Here is a 19,955-nt window from a genome sequence, read left to right as displayed (position 1 = left end):
GGAAGTTGCCGTCCCGCTGGCGCCGATGTTTCTGGCGAACAACAAGGCAATGGTGATACCGCTTTTCGCCGCGAGACCACTACCGCCCATGGTGCTGGTACACATGCTCGGCATGTTGGGCCGTACGAACGCCGAGCGCGCGAAGGCATCGCTGCAGTTCCTCCGCCAGTGCCGACGTTCCCCGCTCGCATAACACCGCCTGCCTCCAGCCCATGGAACGGGCACGGGCAGCCGTCTCTTCGCCGACACAGAGCAGCGGCCGGTCCTGCCACCCTTCTCCGGCGAACTGCGCCAGCGCCTCCAGATGGTACGGATCATCCGCCGCCAGCCAGTCGAATGTCCGGGCCCGCAGCAGCGGGGCCACAGGGTGGGAATCGACCCATGTCAGACGGCCTGCGGAAGCCGTGCGCCAAACCACCCCGTCCGGGTACGCGACGATCCCGCTCGGGCCGCCGCTCAGGCACAGCACCCGGTCTCCCGGGGCGAGCGGCAGGTTCCGGTATACGGCGGCGAGCGGTTCGTTTGCGGCAAACAGCCGCTCCGCCGGCAGTCCCCGACTCTCGAGGGCCTGGGCGGTCCGTTCGCCCAGCGCGGCAATCCGGGCCTTGATCCGGCGGATATCGATCCGCCGTTCACGGAGCGTGCGGAAAAAGAAGTCCGCCTGCCGCTCGTCGGCAAACACCAGCCACCGGCATGCTTCCAGCTCATCGGTCAGGCGTACCGCGTCTTCATCAGCCCCCGCTGCCCGCGCGGCGACCGCCACCGGCAGGACATCGGCCCCCAGCGACTCCAACTCCGCCAACAGGCTCTCCTCCTGTTCCGCCGGATCGTCGGCGGCCGCGGCCACCGTCAGCCCGAACAGCGGCTTGCTCTCGTACCACTCGAGCGTATCGCGCAGCCTGACCACCTCGCCGATGACGATGATCGCCGGCGCGGAAAACTTCGCCTCCGCCGCCTGACGGTCGATGGTGGAAAGCACGCCGACCAGCGTCTGCTGCTCGCTGAGCGTGCCCCAGCGCACCAGCGCCACCGGCGTATCCGCCGCCTTGCCGTGCGCCAGCAGCCGCTCCCGGATGAACGGCAGGTTTTTCACGCCCATGTAAATCACCAGCGTTTCGACAGCAGCCAGCGCCGCCCAATCCAGCTCCCTGCCCGCGTTTTGCTCGCACTGGTGGCCGGTGAGAAACGCCACCGCCGAGTTGTACTCCCGGTGCGTCAGCGGAATCCCCGCGTACAGCGGAGCCGCCACGCCCGAGGTGATGCCGGGCACGATGTCAAACGGGATCCCTTCTTTCCGGCACGCTTCCGCCTCCTCGCCGACCCGACCGAAGATGCTCGGATCGCCGCCTTTCAGCCTGACTACCAGGCGGCCCTGCTGCGCTTCCCGAACGAGCAGCCGGTTGATCTCCTCCTGGGGAAGCGAGTGGCGATCCGCTTCCTTGCCGACGTAGATCAGCCGCGCATCCGTTCTGGCGTGGGCGAGCAGCAGCGGATTGGCCAGCCGGTCGTACACGACCACATCCGCCCGTTTGATCGCCTCCCTGCCTTTGATCGTGAGCAGCTTGGGATCCCCCGGGCCGGCCCCCACAAACATGACGCTGCCTGTCTTCCTCATCAACCGCCCTCCTCGCTGTACCCGTTCCTTGTCTGACGCGGCAAGGCGCGCCGCCGCCGAGGCTTCGCTGCCGGGTTCCCATGAGACGCGGCGGGCATAAGCCGCCGCGCCTTTGCCCTTTCAAAACTGCGACGTTTCAATCACATAGCCCACGCCCTGCCGACCCAGCGGCTTTTTTTCCACCAGGCTGAGCTGTTTGATCTGCGGCGGCGCCACCGTGTGCCGGAGAATGTTGTTCTCCGCCGAGCTGAACGCCCTTTCGTCCGACTGTGCGACGACCACGACCGTCAGCAGCCGGTCCGCCAGCTCCGCTTCCAATTTGTACAGATACGTTTCCGCTTGCTGTTCCGCCATCTCGTCTCCTCCTCGCCGCCGCTTACGCCGTCTGTAAAATCGCCTCCGCCTGCCGCTGAATCGCCTCGATTCCGACGCGTTCCACGTAGCGCCAGTACGGCTCCCCTTCCAGCCGCTCTTCCTTGTAAACGGTGATGAGCTGCGCCAGGAACGGTCCCAGCCGGTCGGCGGTAATGCGCACCTTCAACTTTTGGTTGAAGCGGGCGTCTTCCAGCGTGCCGCCGACGTGGACGTCAAACGCGTCCACCATTCCCTCCGGGGTTTTCACCAGCGCGCCCTGCAGGCCGATGTCGGCGATCTGCCGCTGGCCGCACGAGTTGGGACACCCCACCATGTGGATGCGCAGCGGCGTGTCAAGCGGCACAGTCTCGTCCAGGTACTCCGCCAGCGCCCGCATCCGCGCCTTGGTCTCCACGATCGCCAGGTTGCAGTATTCGATCCCCGTGCAGGAGACGGCATACCCGACAAACGTGTTGGGCTCCAGCTTGAAACGGCTGACCACGATCGGCTCGGCCCGGAACGCCTCCACTTTTTCCGCCGGAATGTTGCGGATCAGCACGTTTTGCGTGTTGCAGGTGCCGATCGTTCCGTCGCCGTACTCGTCCGCCAGGCGGGCCAGCTCCAGCAGTTCATCCGCGTTCATGCGGCCGATGGGCACCGACAGCCCGGCGTAGTAGAAGCCTTTCTGCCGCTGCTCGTGAATACCGTAAAAGTAGCCGGCGTTCCAGCCCTTCAGCAGGTCTTCTCCCCTCGTCTCCAGTTCGCCGGTCAGCTTCAGCAGCTCTTCCCTGAACCGCTCTACTCCCCAGTCGGCGACCAGGAACTTGAGCCGGGCATGGGTCCGTTTGTACCGGTAGCCGTGGTCGCGGAACAGCGTGGTGACGCCGGCCGCCACCTTGACGACCTCTTCCGGGCGGCAGAAAACGTCCAACTGCTGCGCCAGGTACGGTTTGGCCGACAGGCCGCCGCCGACCCAGACGTGAAAGCCGATGACCTCCTCCCCGCCGATCGTCTTTTTCGCCGGGGTAAACGCCAGGTCGTTGATCTGCGCGTGAGCCGCGTTGTACACGTTGGCCGAGATCGACATCTTGTACTTGCGCGGCAGGTTGGAAAAGTCCCGGTTGAGCAGAAAGAATTGCTCCAATTCTTTGACAATCGGACGCGTGTCAAGCACTTCATGCGGATCGATGCCGGCGAGCGGATTGCCCATGATCGTCCGCGGACAGTCTCCGCACGCTTCAAACGAGGAAAGACCGACTGACCCCAGCCGTTCGAAGATGTCGGCGAGCGACTCCACGGTCAGCCAGTGGAACTGCACGGCCTGCCGCGTCGTCACGTCCACCAGATCGCGGCCGTAGTCACGGGCGATGCCGGCCAGTACACGGGCCTGATCACTGGTCAAAATCCCGCCGGGGATGCGCACCCGCATCATGAAATGGCCGTCCTTGGGCCGCTGCTGGTAGACGCCCGCCCACTTGAATCGGTCGAAGTCGGAAGCTTCGATGGAGTCGTACCCCTGCTTCGAATAGGTGTTGATGATCGTCTCGATCACGTCCAGCCCGTCTTTTTCCAGCTTGGTCAGCTCCACCTTGTTCAGGTTCGGGTCATCCGCCCATTTCCATTTACGTTGCTCGGCCATCGCCATACACGCTCCTTTGCGTTTGATAGTCCAACAAAAACGCTGCCTCCGCCGACTGTACGATCCACTCGCCGATCAGCGGGTGAGGCAGGTAGGCGCTGCCGTCGTACCGGTAGGGCACCCCCGCCAGCCGCTCCGGAAGAGCGCGGCGGGTAAAATACCCCTGGCTGACGAACAGCGGCAGCACGATCAGCTCGCCGCAAGCCGCAAGCTGACGGGCGCGGGTCGCGACCGTATCCGGCCGCAGCGTGGCATAGCCCGCGGCGGTGAAGTAAAAGCGGTTTTGCAGGCGGAACGTCAAGCGGTGCAGGAGACGCTCCCAGCGTTCCCGATACCCCGGCAGGTCGCTGCCGTGTCCGACGAGCAGGAGCGCTTCGCGGCGGGCATCGACGGACAGCGCCCGCAGCCGTTCACAGACGATCTGCTCCGCCAGCGGATGGTCCTCCAGCGGCGGACACCAGAGAAACCGGGCCCGAGTGGAGACAGGCCGGACTTCTTTTGGCAAAACAGCGTCCGGCTCCAGCCCGAGCATTCCCCTGATCTCGCTGACGTGTGTGCTGCCGGCGGTGACAAACAGCGGCACGGCGGCAATCGTCTCCACGCCCGCCCGCTCCAGGCGCTCCACTTCATCGGCGATGCCGCGCCCGTCCACCCCGCCCAAGTAGGCGACCCGAATCAACATCTGGCGGCGGTAGGGACGGACCGCTTCCTCCACCCGCTCCATCCAGTCGGGGTCAGGCGATCCGTGGGCGATGACCAGCACGGCCGCATGGGTCATTCGGCTTCCCCCTTTCCCCAAAATTTTTATAATTCCTATATAGTTACTTGGAATTATAGTGGCATCCACGCCGGCCGTCAACAAAAAAAGCGCCGGGCATGCAAGAACCCCGCGAACGGCATGACATGCTTCGTTCGCAGGGTCCTTGTGCACGCCCGGCACCCTATTGGTCACCGCCATCCGAACGCTCGGCCGGCCGGCAGCAGCATCCCGATCGTCTCCATGAACCCGCCGTCCTGTTCGGCTTTTCCTTTCGCGGACCTAGTAGCTGATCAGCGCCGCCATCAGGAGGCCGGCGGCAATACTCAGGCGGGACGTGAAGATCCCGACGGAAATGTTGCCCTTGGGGATTTCCGAGACCACTTTAAACGGGGTGAGCCATTCAAACAGATAAAAAACCAGCACCTGGAACACTGTGCCGACAATGCCCCAAATCACGAGGTCCCACAGGCTGACGGCGTGAAAAATGGCCGATGCCAGCACGAGTGCCAGACCGATGATCTTTCCGCCCAGATCGTGCGCCGCCGCCTTGGCAGCCGCCACTTTTTGCGGGTCGTCCGTCTGGGCCCCCTCGCGGATCAGGTCGTACTCCCTGTACGGGGTGGTGACGGCAAACACGAAAATCCCGAAGCCCATCAACGGCAGCGTCACCGCCAAATACGCGAGAAAATTACACACATACATCCACTGAGCCTCCATGTCGCTCCTCTCCTCTCGTTACCATGGCATCCCGACCGGCAGGTAATAGGACATGTTGTTGGTGATCGCGCCGCCGACGCGGGCGATGATCGCCGACGCTTCCCCGCCGATCCAGAACGAGCCCCAAAGCAGCCGTCCTTCATACGGCCCGTTGGCCGTCTCGACGGTCACGACGGGCAGTTCCACCCGCTTCTGGTAAATCATCGGCTGCTCCCAGTACAGCGTTTCGCCATCCCGCTCCACCGCTGTTCCGTCCGCATCGTAAAGCACGACGCCGCCGCCCTCCCGGCCGAAGATGGGCTTGCTGACGTAGGCCTCCGTTCCTCGAAAGCGGTTCTCAAAATAGGTAGGCAGCATGTGGGCCGCAATGCATTCCTGCTCGTCCGGGCTGAAAAATTCGCCGGACTCGTGCAGGCTCCAGATCAGCGCCTGCAGCGCTTTTGTCTGTATGAGAAAGGCGGACGGCGGGTTGATCACCGCCAGCTTCCGCTCCGCGATCAGCCGCAGCACGTGGGCGCCGGTGGGATAGCCGTCCGTGTCCTCTCCTCCGCCAGCTTTTCCAGGGCGTGCAGGCGGTACAGCACGTCTACCGGATGCAGCCGCTCGCCGTCCAGCACGTACAGCCCATCCTCCCAGACGCGCAGCTTCTCCAGCGGGGCAAACCGGGCCGGCAGCCCGGACTGGCGCATCAGATACAGCGTGGTTCCCTTGTCCTCCTCGTGCCAATCAAGCGAACTGAACCAAATGTGCCTGACCGCGTGCCCCTGTCTGCGGTACGCCCGGATGATACCGCGAAACGCAGCGGCAATCTGTGCGGCCATCCCTTCGTTGGGATTTTTCACGCCGAAAAAGCGGCAGGCGTGTTCGTTGACACAAAACGCCTCGACGATCCCGGTCGGCGTGTCGCTGTTACACTCCAGCATTTTCAGCCCATCGTCCGTCTCGGCAAAGTCAAACCGGCCGATTAATGTGGGACTGATGCCTGCTACGGCGACGCGAACCGCAGCCAGCGCTTCCTTCGGCACCCCCAGTTCCAGGAGCAGCTCGTCATCCGCCTGCTGCAGCACGGGTACCACCTTGGCGAAGACGCGCCCGATCCTGGCCGTCGCCTCGGCCAAGCGTCGCCGGAGATCGGGCGAAATTTCCCGGAGGCAAGCCAGGGCGTACTCTTCTCCGTACAACCAATCCCAGGTAAAGACACCGCTCGCCCTGAGCGGTCCGTACAGCCGCTCGCGCCGATTCAGATAGTCTGTCATCGTTACCCCGAACTGGTGAAGCCCGAGCTGCCGATGCCGCCCTTTGCCCCGGAAGAGCCGCTCGTCACTCCGGTGTAATGCCGGTTGTACTTGTTCTTGCCGTCGATGTCCACATACGATCTGCCTGTCGAGCTGCCGCTGCCGTCGCAGGAGCCGTCGTCGTTTTCGTCGTAGCAGTCGTCGTCGTAATAGGTGTTGTCATCAGCCGCGCAGCCCCCGACGGCCAATGCGGCCGCAATGAACAGCCCGGCCACCTTGGCTGTTTTGCTCATCCCCACCTGTCTGTCCCCTCCTTACGATGCCGGCAGCGCGTAAAAGACGTACACGCGCCTGTCTTCGTCCACTTCCGTCGAAGTCTTCTCCCACTCGCGCCCATTTACGTACAGATAGTCGCTTTGCAGGTGCAGGAGCGCGTCGTCGTCATCTTTGAAATAATACGTATGCACCAGCGGATAGACGGAGACGCCGTCGCGGTACTCCCTGAGTTCAATCTGGATGCTTCCCCAGCGGGCGGCCTCCGTCTTTTCGTAGTCGACTGCCTGTTCCTCCGTGGAACGCTTGACGTAGATGACGTAACAGCCGGGTTCGACGGCGCAGGACGTCTTTTCGTAGACGACGTGTCCCTTGACGAGATAATCGCAGGCAAACCGCAGGGATACCTCATCCTTCCCGATCTGGTCGTAGTAGAACAGGACGGGATAGCCATTGGCTTCGTCCAGCAAACGGTACTCCAGCCGTACCACGTGCAGCACCTCTCATTCCCCATGAAATAACAGTGACACCATTTTCTACGCAGGAGGAACGGTCCGGTTTCGCAGGGACCGAATCAACTGCCGTCCCTTATCCGCCGATCAAGCGGCAAATCCGTTCATGCAGCCGTCCGTTGCTGGCCACCAGCGAGGGGAAGCGATCGGCGCTGAACGATCCGTGCCGGTACGGGTGCCCCTCCCAATCCGTTACGGCCGCCCCCGCCTCCTGGGCAATCAGGATGCCGGCCGCCACATCCATGATGCCGGAGCGCTGCATGACGATATAGTCCAGCCACCCGTTTGCCAGGAGGCACCAGTCCAGGGCGGGAGCGAGGTTGCGCATCAGCCGCTTGGTGTTCATCGCGAACGGACGGGTAAACGCCCACTCTTCCTCCTTGGTCACCGTGTCGCGGCCGCGAATGTACGTGCCGACCGCTCTCGTCAGATCGTCCCGCTCGTTGACGGCAAGGCGTCTGCCGTTCAAAAACGCCCCGTTTCCCTTCTCCGCCCAAAACATCTGGCCGGCCACCGGATTGTACACCACTCCCAGCACGACTTCGCCTCTGTGCTGCAGCGCGATGGAGACGGCGAAGTAGGGAAAGCCGATAAAGTAATTGTTGGTGCCGTCCAGCGGGTCGACGATCCAGAGGTATTCCTCGTCGCCCTCCACCATGCCGATCTCTTCGGAATAGATCGCATGCGCGGGAACATGACGGCGCAGCACCTCGATGATGCGCCGTTCGCTTTCCTTGTCTTCCGGCAGCTTTACGTCGTTGTGCAGTTCCTCATCGGGCACGAGCCGCTCCAAAAACCGCTCCTGCAAATACGCGCCCGCCTGGCGTGCGGCTTCCTTGGCAATGTCCAGCATGGTGCTCCATCTCCTTTTCTCTGTCGTCATCCATGGTTTTCCCTTGCGTTTTGCCGGGTTTTTTCCCTATGATAAAGAGACACCCGTTTTCCGAGGCCCCATCAGCCGCTTGGCGGTCGCGTACTGCGCCGCGCAAGCCATTATCGGGCGGAATCCCGTTCGTTTCCGGACGGGACCTTCTGCCGCAGGAGGGGAAACCAAATGAACAGCGATTTTATTCGTCTAAAAAATTTGGAAGGCGAACTGAAGCTGACCCAGATGAACAAGAACCTGGGCTGCTCCGTCACCAGCAAAGAACTGGTGTTTCAAAAGCCGCACATGACCTACCACCTGTTTTTGCATGACATCGTCAGCATGGTGCCGGTGAAGCTGGACAGCACGCCGATCTCGTTCCGTCACCAAAACGAAGTGATTCAATCCGCGTTCGGCTCCGATTACTACAAGCTGTCCGTGAAGTGGGCGCGCATCGTCACCCGCTCGGGCGTCGTCGAACGGGAAAACATGGAGTTCATCGTCCCGCTCTCCGGCAAAATGCTGTCGTACATCGCCCAATACAGCGGCCTCGTGGCCATCACGTAACATGAAAAACCTCTATGCCGCCCAGGCGTGCATAGGGGTTTTTCGTTTCGCGGCCCGCTTTCGCCCGTTTCGCCCTACCGTTTCAGGACGATGAACGTGCCGGTGCCGTGGGCGATCAGCCGGTTCCGTTCGTCGTACACGCTGCCCTGCATCACGACCAGCGTCTGCCCGCGATGCAGAAAGCTGGCTTCCGCACGCAGCCGCTGCCCTTTGCCCGGGCGCAGGTAGTTGGTCTTCAGCTCGGTCGTCACCGCGTACCGGTCGGGGGGCAGGCTGCGGTTGACCAGGGAGCCCATCGCCGAATCGATCAGCGTCGCCAGGATGCCGCCGTGAACGACGCCCAGCGAGTTGTGCATGAACGGCGTCAGCGGCACGTCAAAGCGGTAGGTGTTTTCGTCGACAAATTCGCCTTTCAAGCCGAGAAAACCGGACAAAAAGGCGCTGTTCCGCTCCCGCCGCTGCCGGATGGCCTGCACCGCCAGCGCCAGAATCTGCCGCTCCTCGTCGCTCCCTTTTTCCCAGATCGTTTTCCACTCTTCGTTCATCTCTGTTCACTCCACGCCAAAAAACGTTCACTTCCTTATTCTAGAACAATGCCGGTGCAATTTCACGCTCCGCTTTTTCGCCCGTACTGCGAAGCCTCCTTACTGAGCGAATGTTCAGACTCTTATGGTTGTTTGTATTTGTGAAAAAGTGATAAGATAGTTCAAAACACGGCAGGTTTTTTCGACTGGAAAGGAGTTTTACACAGTGGTCAAACGTAGAAGCGACATGATCAAGAAAGGCTTTGACCGCGCCCCGCACCGCAGTCTGCTGCGCGCGGCCGGTGTAAAAGAGGAGGATTTTGACAAACCGTTTATCGCCATCTGCAACTCGTACATCGACATCATCCCCGGCCATGTGCACCTGCAGGAGTTTGGCCGGCTCGTCAAGGAAGCCGTGCGGGAAGCGGGGGGCGTGCCGTTTGAATTCAACACGATCGGCGTGGACGACGGCATCGCGATGGGACACATCGGCATGCGGTACTCCCTGCCCAGCCGGGAAATCATCGCCGACAGCCTGGAGACGGTCGTCTCCGCTCACTGGTTTGACGGCATGATCTGCATTCCCAACTGCGACAAGATCACTCCCGGCATGATGATGGGCGCGCTGCGCGTCAACATTCCCACCATTTTCGTTACCGGCGGTCCGATGAAGGCGGGGAAAACCAGCGACGGCCGCTCCATCTCGCTCTCGTCCGTCTTTGAAGGCGTCGGGGCCTACCAGGCCGGCCTGATCGACGACAAGCAGTTGGAAGAGCTGGAGCAGTACGGCTGTCCGTCCTGCGGCTCCTGTTCCGGGATGTTTACGGCCAACTCGATGAACTGTCTGGCCGAAGTCCTGGGCCTCGCCCTCCCCGGAAACGGCACCATTCTCGCCGTCTCGCCGGAGCGCCGGGAGCTGGTCAAGGCGTCGGCGAAAAAGCTGATGGAGCTGATCGAACGCGACATCAAACCGCGCGACATCGTCACGCTGGAAGCGATCGACGACGCGTTCGCGCTGGACATGGCGATGGGCGGCTCCACCAACACCGTGCTGCACACGCTCGCCATCGCGCAGGAAGCGGGCATCGAGTACCCGATCGAGCGCATCAACGAAGTGGCCAAACGCGTCCCGCACCTGTGCAAGCTGGCCCCCGCCTCCGACTACCACATCGAGGACTGCCACAACGCAGGGGGCGTATCGGCCATCCTGAAGGAAATCGCCAAAAAGCCGGGGACGCTGCACCTGGAGCGCATCACCGTCACCGGCAAAACGCTGGGGGAAAACATCGCCGAGGCGGAAATCAAGGACGACAAGGTCATCCGCCGTCTGGACAACCCGTACAGCGAGTCGGGCGGCCTCTCCGTCCTGTTCGGCAATCTGGCTCCGCAGGGCGCGATCATCAAGACGGGCGGCGTCGATCCGTCGATCAAGCGGCACGAAGGACCGGCCATCTGCTTCGACTCGCAGGATGAAGCGCTGGCCGGCATCGCGGGCGGCAAGATCAAGCCGGGCCACGTGGTCGTCATCCGCTACGAAGGACCCAAGGGCGGCCCCGGCATGCCCGAAATGCTGGCGCCGACCTCCCAGATCGTCGGCATGGGGCTGGGCAAAGAAGTGGCGCTCGTCACCGACGGCCGCTTCTCTGGCGCCTCCCGCGGCATCAGCATCGGCCACGTCTCGCCGGAAGCGGCGGAAGGCGGACCGCTCGCCTTCGTCCAGGACGGCGACATTATCAGCATCGACCTGGAAGAGCGCTCCATCCACCTGCAGGTCTCCCCTGAGGAACTGGAGCGCCGCCGGGCCAACTGGAAGGGCTTCGAGCCGAAGGTAAAAACCGGCTACCTGGCCCGCTATTCCAAACTGGTGACCAACGCCAGCAAGGGCGGCGTGCTGAAAATCTGAAATCGGTACAGAACGACACGGGCACCTCGCGAAGAGGTGCCCGTTCTCGATTCGACTCCCGGTCTCCCGCCGCTTTTCCCCTCGGCGGGTTCCGACGGGCGGTCCCGACACGCAAGGGACCGCCCCCGTTTGTTCATTCTCCATGCAGATGACAGGCGACAAAATGTTCGTGCCCGTCAACAGCCTTTAGCGTTGGCCGAACCACCTTGCATGTCTCCATCGCATGCGGACAGCGCGTGTGGAAGGCGCATCCGGCCGGTGGATGGGCCGGGTTGGGCACGTCGCCCGTCAGGATGATGCGCTGCCGTTTGGCGTCCGGATTGGCCACGGGAGCCGCCGACAGCAGCGCCTGCGTGTAGGGATGGGCCGGCGAGGCGTACAGCGATTCCTTCGGCGCCAGTTCCACCAGCCGTCCCAGGTACATGACGCCGACGCGGTCGGAGATATGTTTGACCACACTCAGGTCGTGCGAAATGAACAGGTACGTGAGGCCAAACTGTTCCTGCAAGTCCTGCAGCAAGTTCAAAATCTGCGACTGGATGGAGACGTCCAGTGCCGATACCGGTTCGTCCGCGACGATCAGCGAGGGGCGCAGGATCAGCGAACGGGCGATGCCGATCCGCTGTCGCTGTCCGCCGCTGAATTCGTGCGGATACCGGTTGGCGTAATGGCCGCCCAGCCCGACAATCTCCAGGATCTCCTCCACCTTTTTCAGCCGCTCCTGTCTGCTCCCGATTCCGTGAATCTCCAACGGCTCCTGCAGGATGTCGCGAATCTTCATCCGCGGATCGAGCGACGCGTACGGGTCTTGAAAGACGATCTGCAGTTCCTTGCGCAGGCCGCGCAGTTCGGCGGCCGAGAGGTTGGTCAGATGTTTTCCCTTGTACAGCACCTCTCCGCCCGTGGGAGGCAGCAGATGCAGGATGACCCGACCTGTGGTCGATTTGCCGCAGCCGCTCTCGCCAACCAGACCGAACGTCTCTCCCCTGCGGATGGAAAAGGAGACGCCGTCCACCGCCTTGACAACCGAGGCGGGCTGAAACCACTTTTTTGGGACCGGGAAGTATTTTTTCAACTCACGAACCTGCAGCAAGACGTCCGACATCCGTTGTTCCCCCTTTCTCCGCCAGCCAGCAGCGGCAGCGGTGACCTGCCTCCACTTCCTTCAGCGGCGGATTGTCCCTGCAAATGTCCTGGGCGTAGTCGCAGCGGGGAGCGAAGCGACAGCCTGCAGGCATCTTCGCCGGATGGGGCACGGTGCCGCGAATCGAATAAAGCCGGCTTTTCTGCTGGTCGAGGGTGGGGATCGAGGCGATCAGCCCTCGCGTGTACGGGTGCTGCGGGTGTTGAAACAGCTCACGGACGGGCGCTTCTTCGATGACCTGGCCGGCGTACATGACGATGACCCGGTCGCACATCTCCGCCACCACGCCCAGGTCGTGGGTGATGAAAATGATCGAGGTCCCCTGCCGCTCCTTCAACTGCCGCATCAAATCCAGAATTTGCGCCTGGATCGTCACGTCCAGCGCCGTCGTCGGCTCGTCGGCAATCAGCAGCTTGGGGCTGCACGACATCGCCATGGCAATCATCACCCGCTGGCGCATGCCGCCCGAAAGCTGGTGGGGGTATTCCTTTGCAATCTCCTCCGCCCGGGGAATCCCGACCGTCCGCAGCATCTCCACGGAGCGCTGCCGGGCCTCCCGTTTGGACAGGCCGAGGTGGAGGCGGATTTGTTCGTCCAACTGCTCGCCCACCGTGAAAACCGGGTTGAGCGAAGTCATCGGTTCCTGAAAAATCATCGCGATCTCGTTGCCGCGAATCTTTTGCATTTCCTTGGGCGTCATCGCCGTCAGCTCCCGTCCCTGAAACCAAATGCGGCCGCCGCTGACCCGCCCGATCCCTTTCGGCAAAAGCCCCATGATGGATAGCGACGTCACGCTTTTGCCGCAGCCGGACTCGCCGACAATGCCAAGCGTCTCTCCTTCATGAACCACAAAGTCAACGCCGCTGACCGGATGAACCTCCCCGTCATCGCTGCGAAATGTCACCTGCAAGCGCTCCACCTGCAAAATGGGCTGCATCTCTGTCACACATCCTTTCCGAAAGCGGCGGAAAGCAGCGCCACCGCCAGGATTTGCGCCCCGTTCACCAGCGCGCCGGTGTCAAACCGCATCTGCGGATGATGGAGGCCGGGCTGCAGGTCGCAGCCAAGCCCCAGCATGGTCGCCGCCAGATGCGGGTTGTGATAGCTGTAAAAGTGGAAATCCTCCCCGCCGGGCGTCACGCACGGCGGCGCGACATTGTCCGCTCCGAGCACGGCGGCAATCGCCTGCCGCATCAGCCGGATCGCCCGGTCGTGTGCCGTCGCGGCGGGGACGGAGCCGGCCAGCTTCCACTCGATCGGCGTTCCCGTCAGCGCAGCCACGCGCTCCAGCACGATTCTTGTCTTCTCCTGCAGCTCGTCCATGCCGGCGTTGGTCTGCGCCCGCAGGTCCAGCTTGAAGGAGGCCCGGTCGGGAATGACATTGGACGTTTCTCCTCCGGCGGCGAGCTGGGTCATTTTGACGGAAAACGGACAGCCTGCTTCGAGGCGAATGGCCGTAAGCGAATGAACCAGCACGGCAGCGGTTTCAATGACGTTTTTGCCCCGCTCCGGCCGCGACGCGTGCGCCTGCAGACCGAAAATGTCGCCGTGGATGGAGGCGCTCGCTCCGTGCAAAATGGCGGGAGCGGCCGTTCCGTTGGGCAGTTCCATGACCGGGCGCAGGTGGACGCCAAACAGGAGGTCCACGCCGTCCAGCGAGCCATCCCGCATCATCTGCAGGGCTCCGCCCACCTTTTCCTCTGCCGGCTGAAACATGAAGCGAAGCGTGTATTCCGGCTGCACCTCACAGGCGGCCAGAGCCAGAGCGGCATACAGGACCATCGTGCTGTGGCCGTCGTGGCCGCAGGAGTGATTGGGCCGGAGGATGCCGTCCACCTCCTGTACCAGCGCGTCCATGTCGGCCCGAAGCGCCACGACCCGCTCCCGCCGCCCGGCCACGTCCACCGTCAGGCCGTAGTGGTCGGGGTACGTCCGCACGCGAAGGCCCGCCGCCCGCAGGCGGTCAGCCAGATACCGCGACGTTTTCTCCTCCTGCCAGCTAGGCTCGGCCAGCGCGTGCAGGTCGTGATACGTGGCAATGATCTCGTCCCGCCGCTCTTTCAGATAGCGGCAAACCGCTTGAACGCTGCTCATGGTCTTACCCTCTCTTCATCACGTTTACCGCCGTTGTGTACTTGTCCAGCAGGTCCGGCACCGGCGCAAATCCGATACCCGGCGCCTGGGGAACGGCGATCGTGCCGTCGGCGGCCACTTCCACCTCGGGGTCGATGATGTCTTCCTGCCAGTAGCGCGACGAGCCTGCGGTGTCGCCGGGCAGCGTGAAGTTGGGCAGGGTGGTCACGGCGATGTTGTGCGCCCGGCCGATGCCCGATTCCAGCATGCCCCCGCACCAGAGCGGAATCCCCTTTTCCACGCAGAGGTCGTGAATCCGCTTCGCCTCCGACAGTCCGCCGACGCGTCCCACCTTCATGTTGATGATCCGCGTGCTGCCCAGCTCGATCGCCTTGCGCGCATCCTCGTACGAGTGGATGCTTTCGTCCAGACAGATCGGCGTTTTCAGCTCCCGCTGCAGCTTGGCGTGGTCGATGATGTCGTCGTGGGCCAGCGGCTGTTCGATCATCATCAGGTCAAATTCGTCCAACTGCTTCAGCACGTCCACGTCTCGCAAGGTGTAGGCGGAGTTGGCGTCCGCCATCATCGGAATGCCGCCGAAGCGCTGGCGCAGCGCACGGATCACCTCCACGTCCTTGCCCGGCGCAATCTTGATTTTCATCCGGCGGTAGCCCAGCTCCAGGTATTTCTCCACGTTGCGGAACAGATCGTTGATGTCCGCCTCGATCCCCAGGCTGACGCCCACTTCGATCCTGTCCTTGGTGCCGCCCAGCGCTCGGGCAAGCGGAATGCCCTGCTGTTTGGCGTACAAGTCCCAGTACGCGCCTTCGAGGGCGGATTTGGCCATGTTGTTGCGGCGAATCGGGGCAAACAGGCGCCCCACCTCGTCGGGATGGGCCAGCTCTCCGTATTCGAACAGCATCGGCACGAGGAAATCCTCCATGATGTGCCAGGCTGTTCCCACCGTCTCCTCGCTGTAGAGCGGCTCGCCGGAGACGACGCACTCCCCGTAGCCGACGAAATCCCTGGTGTGAACCTCCACCAGGATAAAATCGCGGACGGTCTGGGTGCCAAAGCTGGTTTGAAACGGTGATTTCAGTGTCATACGCATTTTTCGGAGAACGATCTTCTCGGCTTTCATGCAACAAGACTCCCTTTCCCTAACGTTTTTTGGGTCAGTCTACCTTGGGATCGAGCAGGTCGCGGATGCGGTCCCCGGCGAGGTTGATCCCCAGCACCGTAATCAGGATGGCGATGCCCGGCAGTGTCGCCAGCCACCACGCCGTGGCGATGTATGGGCGGCCCGTGCTCATCATGAACCCCCAGCTCGGCGTGGGTGAACTGACGCCCAGGCCGAGAAAGCTGAGGGACGACTCCATCAGGATCGCCCGCGCCATCGCCAAGGTTGCCAGCACAATCACGGAGGGCAGGCAGTTGGGCAAAAGGTGTTTCCAGATAATCCGCCAATGGCGGCTGCCCAGCGCGTAGCCGGCCTGGATGAATTCCTGCTCCCGCAGATTGATCACCTCGCTGCGAACCAGGCGGGCGTACTGCGTCCAGTCGGTCAGGCCGAGCACCAGAATCATGTTGAGCAGACTGGGCCCCATCACGGCGATTGTGGCCAGCGCCAGCAAAATAAACGGAAACGCCATCATGATGTCGATCACGGTGGAGATGGCAAAGTCGGTTTTGCCCCGAAAGTAGCCGGCAAGCATGCCCAACGCGGTTCCCAGAACAAGCGAGATGACGACGGCAAAAAAGCCGACCGCAAGCGAGATCCGCGATCCGTAAACGAGGCGCGCCCAGACGTCCCGTCCTACTTCGTCGGTGCCCAGCCAGTGCTCCCAACTTCCCCCCTCCTGCCAGACGGGCGGCTGCAGTTTCTTCTCCAGATGGACGTCAATCGGGTCGTGGCTGGTCAAGAGCGGAGCGGCGATGGACATAAGCGTGATCATGAGCACCATCGCCAGGCCGATTATGCCGACGGGATTTTTCACAAATTTGCGATACGTGCGCTTCCACTCGGAAACGGGCGGCTGTGCGGTTTCCGCAAGCGGTCGGTCGGCGGTTTGCACCCCCAAGTCGTTCATCGTGTTTCCTCCCCGTTAGCCGGATTTGATCTTCGGATTCAGATGGCGATACATGGCGTCAACGCTGAAGTTCATCGCGGCGACAATCAAGGCCAGGATGACGACGCACGCCTGCACCAGCGGGTAATCGGCGGTGTAGATGGCCTTGACGACGAGCTGGCCGACGCCGGGCCAGGCGAACACTGTCTCTGTCACAACCGCTCCGCCCAGCAGTTTGCCGATCTGAAACCCGATGACCGTAATAATGGGAATGGACGCGTTTTTCAGTGCGTGTTTATAGATCACCACCCGCTCCGCCAGGCCTTTCGACCGGGCCGTCCGGATGTAGTCCTGCTGCAGCACCTCCAGCATGCTGGAGCGGACGATCCGCAGCGTCGTCGGCGCCACCCAGACGGCCAGCGTAAAGGCGGGCATCAGCAGATGGGCCCAGGTGCCCCTGCCGGAGACGGGCAGCCAGTGAAGCTTGACCCCGAACAGCAGCATCAGCATAATCCCCGTCCAGAAGATGGGCATGGACTGGCCGAGAAAGACCGCCACGGTGACCAGGTTTTCCGACAGGGAGTTGCGGTTCACGGCGGAGTAGATGCCGAGCGGAACAGCGATCAGCACGCTCAGCAGCGTGGCGAACAGCGTCAGTTCCAGCGTGGCCGGCATGCGCTCCAGAACGACCTGAAGCGACGGTTGGTGAAACTTCAGCGACTCCCCGAAGTCTCCTCGCACCGCCTGAGACAAAAAGTTGATGTACTGTTCGGACAGCGGCCGGTCAAACCCCATCTGGCGACGAAACGCCTCGATTTCCTCCTGGGTGGCTTCCGGCGGCAGCATCAGCAGCACGGGGTCTCCCGACAAGTGAATGAGAAAGAAGGCGATTGTCGAAATGCCGAACAGCACAAGCACGATCCGCAGGCACTGCGTGGCCAAGGTCCCCATTCGATGTTTCCCTCCTTTCCGGTGAAACGGGGGGAGCGATCCCCCCGGCTATTGTTTGATGTCGATCTCGTACGCGAAAATCCGTTCATCGGCGCGTGCCTGGAAATCAAGTCTCGTGTTGTATGCCTGGTTGTCCATGGGCGAGAACAGGAAAATCCACGGCGCTTCCTTGTGCAGCAGCTGCTGCGCCTGGCTGTACAGCGCCTTGCGTTTTTCCTGATCGACTGACGAGCGGGCGTCCGTAATCAGTTGATCCAGCTCCGGCGTGTGGAAGTACGTGCCGTACACCCCTTCGCTGTGGAACATCGGCTGCAAAATCGCGTCCGCGTCGTACACGGAGTAGCTGCCCCAGTGGCCCAGACGAAACGGCAGGTCGCCGGCGCGCTGCTTCTCCACAAACGAACTGGATTCCGGATAAAATTTGGCCTTGGCCTTGATCCCCACCTTGCTGAGATCGGAAATGACCGCGTCGACAATCTGCTGGCCGATTCCCGGCGTGAAGTAGTGGATCTCCGTTTCAAAGCCGTCGGGGTACCCGGCCTCCTGCAGAAGCGCCTTGGCCTTGGCCGGATCGTACGGATACGGTTGAATCCCCGCATCGAAGCCGAAGTGGTTGGGGTTTACCCCCGCCGGTGTGCGCACGGCCTTGCCGCCCAGCACTTTTTTGACGATCGTGTCAATGTCGACGGCGTGGTTCATCGCCTGTCTCACGCGGACGTCGTCAAACGGTTTTTTCCGGGTGTCAAACGCCAGGTAGTAGACGCGCAGCAGCGGCGTCGAGGTGACGGCAAGCTGCGGGTTGCCTTCCAGTTGTGCCAGCATGTCGGGCGGAACCATGCGGATGATGTCCACGCCCCCGCTCTGCAGCTCGGCGATTTGCGTCGCCACCTCCGGAATGACGCGGAAGGTGACTTTGCCGATTTTCGGCGCTCCCTTAAAGTAGTTGGGGTTTGCCTCCAGCACGATTTTGTCCCCTTTGACCCACTCGACGAACTTGTACGGACCGGTTCCTACCGGTTTTTCCGCGAAGCCCTGGTCTCCCACCTCCTGCAGGTATTTCGGCGGGACGATGCTGAGGTAGAACAACCGGTGCGGCAGCAGGTTGTACGGCTCTTTCGTCTTGATTTCCACCGTATACGGGTCGATTGCGGTGACCGTGGAAATGGCGCTGATATTTCCGCGCTGCGGACTCTTCTGCTGTTCGTTCAGCACCCGCTCCAGCGAAAACTTGACGGCCTCTGCGTCAAGCGGTTCCCCGTTGTGGAACGTTACCCCCTTGCGCAGTTTGAACACCCAGGTCAAATCGTCCTTTCGCTCGTAGCTCTCCGCCAGCCCCGGTTCGATTTTCAGATCGCGGGAGAGGTACAGCAGCGAGTCGAAGATGTGCCAGTTGATGGTGATGGCGTTGGGTTCATTGTGCATGTGCGGATCCATGGTGGGGACGTCGGAATCAAAAGCCACGACCAGTTCCTTCTGCCCCTCCGAAGTGGACGACGACGAAGAACAGCCGGCCAAGGCGAAGCCAAGCAACATGATGGCAGCCAACAGACCGGGCAGTCTCGCTTGTTTCATTGATATACCTCCTTCACAAAACTTGTATTATTCATAATAAACTGAATATTTAACCCAAAAAGAAAACCCGCACAATCACCTCCCTTTCTGATCCGATCCGCTTATTCCACGAAAACGTCCCAACTGGAGTACAACTGCTCCAATTGTTTCATCCTCTTCTGGGGGCGCGTGTCCGTTTTGACTGTGATGGCGGCAAACAGCAGGTTGAGCAGGTTGATGACGGACGCGTTGGAGTATTGTCCCGATTCGATGTTGATGTCGGTGATAAACACCAGGTCGGATAGGCGCCCGACAGGCGAGAGGAGACGGTCGGTGGCGGCGATGAGCCGGGCCCCCATTCGCTTGCAGGCTTCCGCCACCCGGACGCTTTGCCTGGTATAGCGCGGAAACGAGATGATCAAGACGACGGAGCGTTCGGTTAAGCTGACGATCCTCTCCTCGGTCTCGCCGCTGAACGGAAGCAGCAGTACGTCCGGGCGGATCATGCGCAGCATGAAGGAAAACCAGTGCGCGGCCGCGTACGAAGCGCGGTAGCCGACGACCAGCACCCGATCCGCTTGCAGCAGCCAATCGACGGCTGTCCATACGTCCTGCTCATTGAGCTGGTGAAGGGTTTGGCGCAAGATGGCGATATCCCGCTCGATGACCCTGGCAAACAGGTTTTGCTCCTCTCCCGAGGGAGGGGACGAATCGGTCAGCCGGGCGGTATTCGTTTGCAGCACGTGCTGCTGGATGGCGGCCTGCATCTCGGAAAAACCGCCGAAGCCCAGGGCGTAGGCGAAGCGGATCACGGTGGTTTCGCTGACGTCCGCTTCCCGACCGATCTGTACCGCGGTGCTGAACGCGACCTTCTCAATGTTTTGCAGCAGATACTCCGCCACCTTTTTTTGCCCTGGTGACAGTTGGGCAAAGGACTCCTTGACAAGCTGATCAAACGACATGCGAACGTCTCCCACCCTCTTTTGCAGGATGAAATCCTTCATGTTTTGTTTATGATGCATGAAATCCTTCAGGAAGGTTACTCCTTTTATACCACACAAAATGTCGATAGAAAATAGCTTACATTTTCATTTTTCAGAAAATATTTTTTTCTCCATAAAAAAAGCCCCCTCCGCCGAAGGGGCTTTTGCACTTGCGGGATTGGGCTGGCGCGCCGCACCGCAATTGTCCGTTCAACTGGAT

General features: G+C 61.6%; 19 protein-coding genes and 1 pseudogene. 2 read left to right on the top strand and 18 right to left on the bottom strand.

The features are described 5' to 3' along the window. Window positions 1-79: 79 nt before the first annotated feature. From cobA to FOI68_RS05970, 9 genes and pseudogenes are all read right to left on the bottom strand, one after another. Entirely contained in the window at window positions 80-1,615 is a 1,536-nt protein-coding gene (cobA, locus tag FOI68_RS06010; protein WP_143862612.1) for a uroporphyrinogen-III C-methyltransferase, read from the bottom strand. 120 nt (window positions 1,616-1,735) lie between these two features. Beyond that, a complete protein-coding gene (locus FOI68_RS06005; RefSeq protein ID WP_029098658.1) occupies window positions 1,736-1,969 on the bottom strand; it encodes a DUF3906 family protein in 234 nt (77 codons plus the stop codon). 22 nt (window positions 1,970-1,991) lie between these two features. Continuing rightward, window positions 1,992-3,608, bottom strand: a complete 1,617-nt coding sequence (locus FOI68_RS06000) for a nitrite/sulfite reductase (protein WP_143862611.1) — start codon at window positions 3,606-3,608, stop codon at window positions 1,992-1,994. Beyond that, a complete protein-coding gene (locus FOI68_RS05995) occupies window positions 3,592-4,386 on the bottom strand; it encodes a sirohydrochlorin chelatase (RefSeq protein WP_029098656.1) in 795 nt (264 codons plus the stop codon). The genes FOI68_RS06000 and FOI68_RS05995 overlap by 17 nt, the downstream gene beginning before the upstream one ends. Window positions 4,387-4,647: 261 nt before the next feature. After that, the gene (locus FOI68_RS05990; protein ID WP_044897207.1) at window positions 4,648-5,085 is read right to left on the bottom strand and encodes a DUF350 domain-containing protein; all 438 of its coding nucleotides are present in this window, start codon (window positions 5,083-5,085) and stop codon (window positions 4,648-4,650) included. A gap of 18 nt (window positions 5,086-5,103) precedes the next feature. Beyond that, window positions 5,104-6,341, bottom strand: a pseudogene (locus tag FOI68_RS05985) (glutathionylspermidine synthase family protein). A gap of 2 nt (window positions 6,342-6,343) precedes the next feature. Continuing rightward, window positions 6,344-6,613 (bottom strand): hypothetical protein, encoded by a 270-nt coding sequence (locus FOI68_RS05980; protein WP_035300023.1) that lies wholly within the window; start codon window positions 6,611-6,613, stop codon window positions 6,344-6,346. 21 nt (window positions 6,614-6,634) lie between these two features. Continuing rightward, complete coding sequence (locus FOI68_RS05975) at window positions 6,635-7,084, bottom strand: hypothetical protein (protein ID WP_143862663.1); 450 nt, start codon at window positions 7,082-7,084, stop codon at window positions 6,635-6,637. A 97-nt stretch (window positions 7,085-7,181) separates the two neighbouring features. Beyond that, window positions 7,182-7,958, bottom strand: a complete 777-nt coding sequence (locus tag FOI68_RS05970; RefSeq protein ID WP_143862609.1) for an inositol monophosphatase family protein — start codon at window positions 7,956-7,958, stop codon at window positions 7,182-7,184. A gap of 201 nt (window positions 7,959-8,159) precedes the next feature. Between FOI68_RS05970 and FOI68_RS05965 the strand changes: the two genes are divergently transcribed. Continuing rightward, window positions 8,160-8,537 (top strand): hypothetical protein, encoded by a 378-nt coding sequence (locus FOI68_RS05965; protein ID WP_029098650.1) that lies wholly within the window; start codon window positions 8,160-8,162, stop codon window positions 8,535-8,537. A gap of 74 nt (window positions 8,538-8,611) precedes the next feature. On the opposite strand, the gene FOI68_RS05960 is transcribed toward FOI68_RS05965, so the two are convergent. Beyond that, window positions 8,612-9,082 carry a PaaI family thioesterase gene (locus FOI68_RS05960; protein ID WP_143862608.1) on the bottom strand — a complete coding sequence of 157 codons (471 nt, stop codon included), beginning with the start codon at window positions 9,080-9,082 and terminating at the stop codon, window positions 8,612-8,614. Between the two features lie 205 nt (window positions 9,083-9,287). Here FOI68_RS05960 and ilvD point away from each other — a divergent pair, with 205 nt between their 5' ends. Next, a complete protein-coding gene (ilvD, locus tag FOI68_RS05955) occupies window positions 9,288-10,964 on the top strand; it encodes a dihydroxy-acid dehydratase (RefSeq protein WP_044897211.1) in 1,677 nt (558 codons plus the stop codon). A 133-nt stretch (window positions 10,965-11,097) separates the two neighbouring features. Here ilvD and FOI68_RS05950 read toward each other — a convergent pair whose 3' ends face one another. The 8 genes from FOI68_RS05950 to FOI68_RS05915 form a co-directional block, all read right to left on the bottom strand. Beyond that, complete coding sequence (locus tag FOI68_RS05950) at window positions 11,098-12,069, bottom strand: ABC transporter ATP-binding protein (RefSeq protein WP_044897212.1); 972 nt, start codon at window positions 12,067-12,069, stop codon at window positions 11,098-11,100. Beyond that, window positions 12,041-13,045 (bottom strand): ABC transporter ATP-binding protein, encoded by a 1,005-nt coding sequence (locus FOI68_RS05945; RefSeq protein ID WP_044897213.1) that lies wholly within the window; start codon window positions 13,043-13,045, stop codon window positions 12,041-12,043. Before FOI68_RS05945 ends, FOI68_RS05950 begins: the two co-directional genes overlap by 29 nt. Before the next feature lie 5 nt (window positions 13,046-13,050). Then, window positions 13,051-14,202 carry a M20 peptidase aminoacylase family protein gene (locus tag FOI68_RS05940; protein ID WP_143862607.1) on the bottom strand — a complete coding sequence of 384 codons (1,152 nt, stop codon included), beginning with the start codon at window positions 14,200-14,202 and terminating at the stop codon, window positions 13,051-13,053. 4 nt (window positions 14,203-14,206) lie between these two features. Continuing rightward, on the bottom strand, window positions 14,207-15,322 hold the full coding sequence (gene menC, locus FOI68_RS05935; protein WP_044897215.1) for an o-succinylbenzoate synthase: 1,116 nt from the start codon (window positions 15,320-15,322) through the stop codon (window positions 14,207-14,209). Window positions 15,323-15,356: 34 nt separating this feature from the next. Next, on the bottom strand, window positions 15,357-16,271 hold the full coding sequence (locus FOI68_RS05930; protein WP_052660104.1) for an ABC transporter permease: 915 nt from the start codon (window positions 16,269-16,271) through the stop codon (window positions 15,357-15,359). Between the two features lie 15 nt (window positions 16,272-16,286). Continuing rightward, complete coding sequence (locus tag FOI68_RS05925) at window positions 16,287-17,201, bottom strand: ABC transporter permease (RefSeq protein ID WP_143862606.1); 915 nt, start codon at window positions 17,199-17,201, stop codon at window positions 16,287-16,289. Between the two features lie 48 nt (window positions 17,202-17,249). Further along, window positions 17,250-18,773 (bottom strand): ABC transporter substrate-binding protein, encoded by a 1,524-nt coding sequence (locus tag FOI68_RS05920; protein WP_143862605.1) that lies wholly within the window; start codon window positions 18,771-18,773, stop codon window positions 17,250-17,252. Window positions 18,774-18,874: 101 nt separating this feature from the next. Beyond that, on the bottom strand, window positions 18,875-19,774 hold the full coding sequence (locus FOI68_RS05915; protein ID WP_255433377.1) for a MurR/RpiR family transcriptional regulator: 900 nt from the start codon (window positions 19,772-19,774) through the stop codon (window positions 18,875-18,877). Window positions 19,775-19,955: the final 181 nt, after the last annotated feature.

It is taken from the genome of Brevibacillus sp. LEMMJ03 (assembly GCF_007197875.1).
In the GTDB taxonomy this organism is placed as follows: domain Bacteria; phylum Bacillota; class Bacilli; order Brevibacillales; family Brevibacillaceae; genus Brevibacillus; species Brevibacillus thermoruber.
The sequence above is the reverse complement of the archived record's forward strand: the minus strand, read 5'-3'. Positions and strand labels throughout refer to the sequence as shown.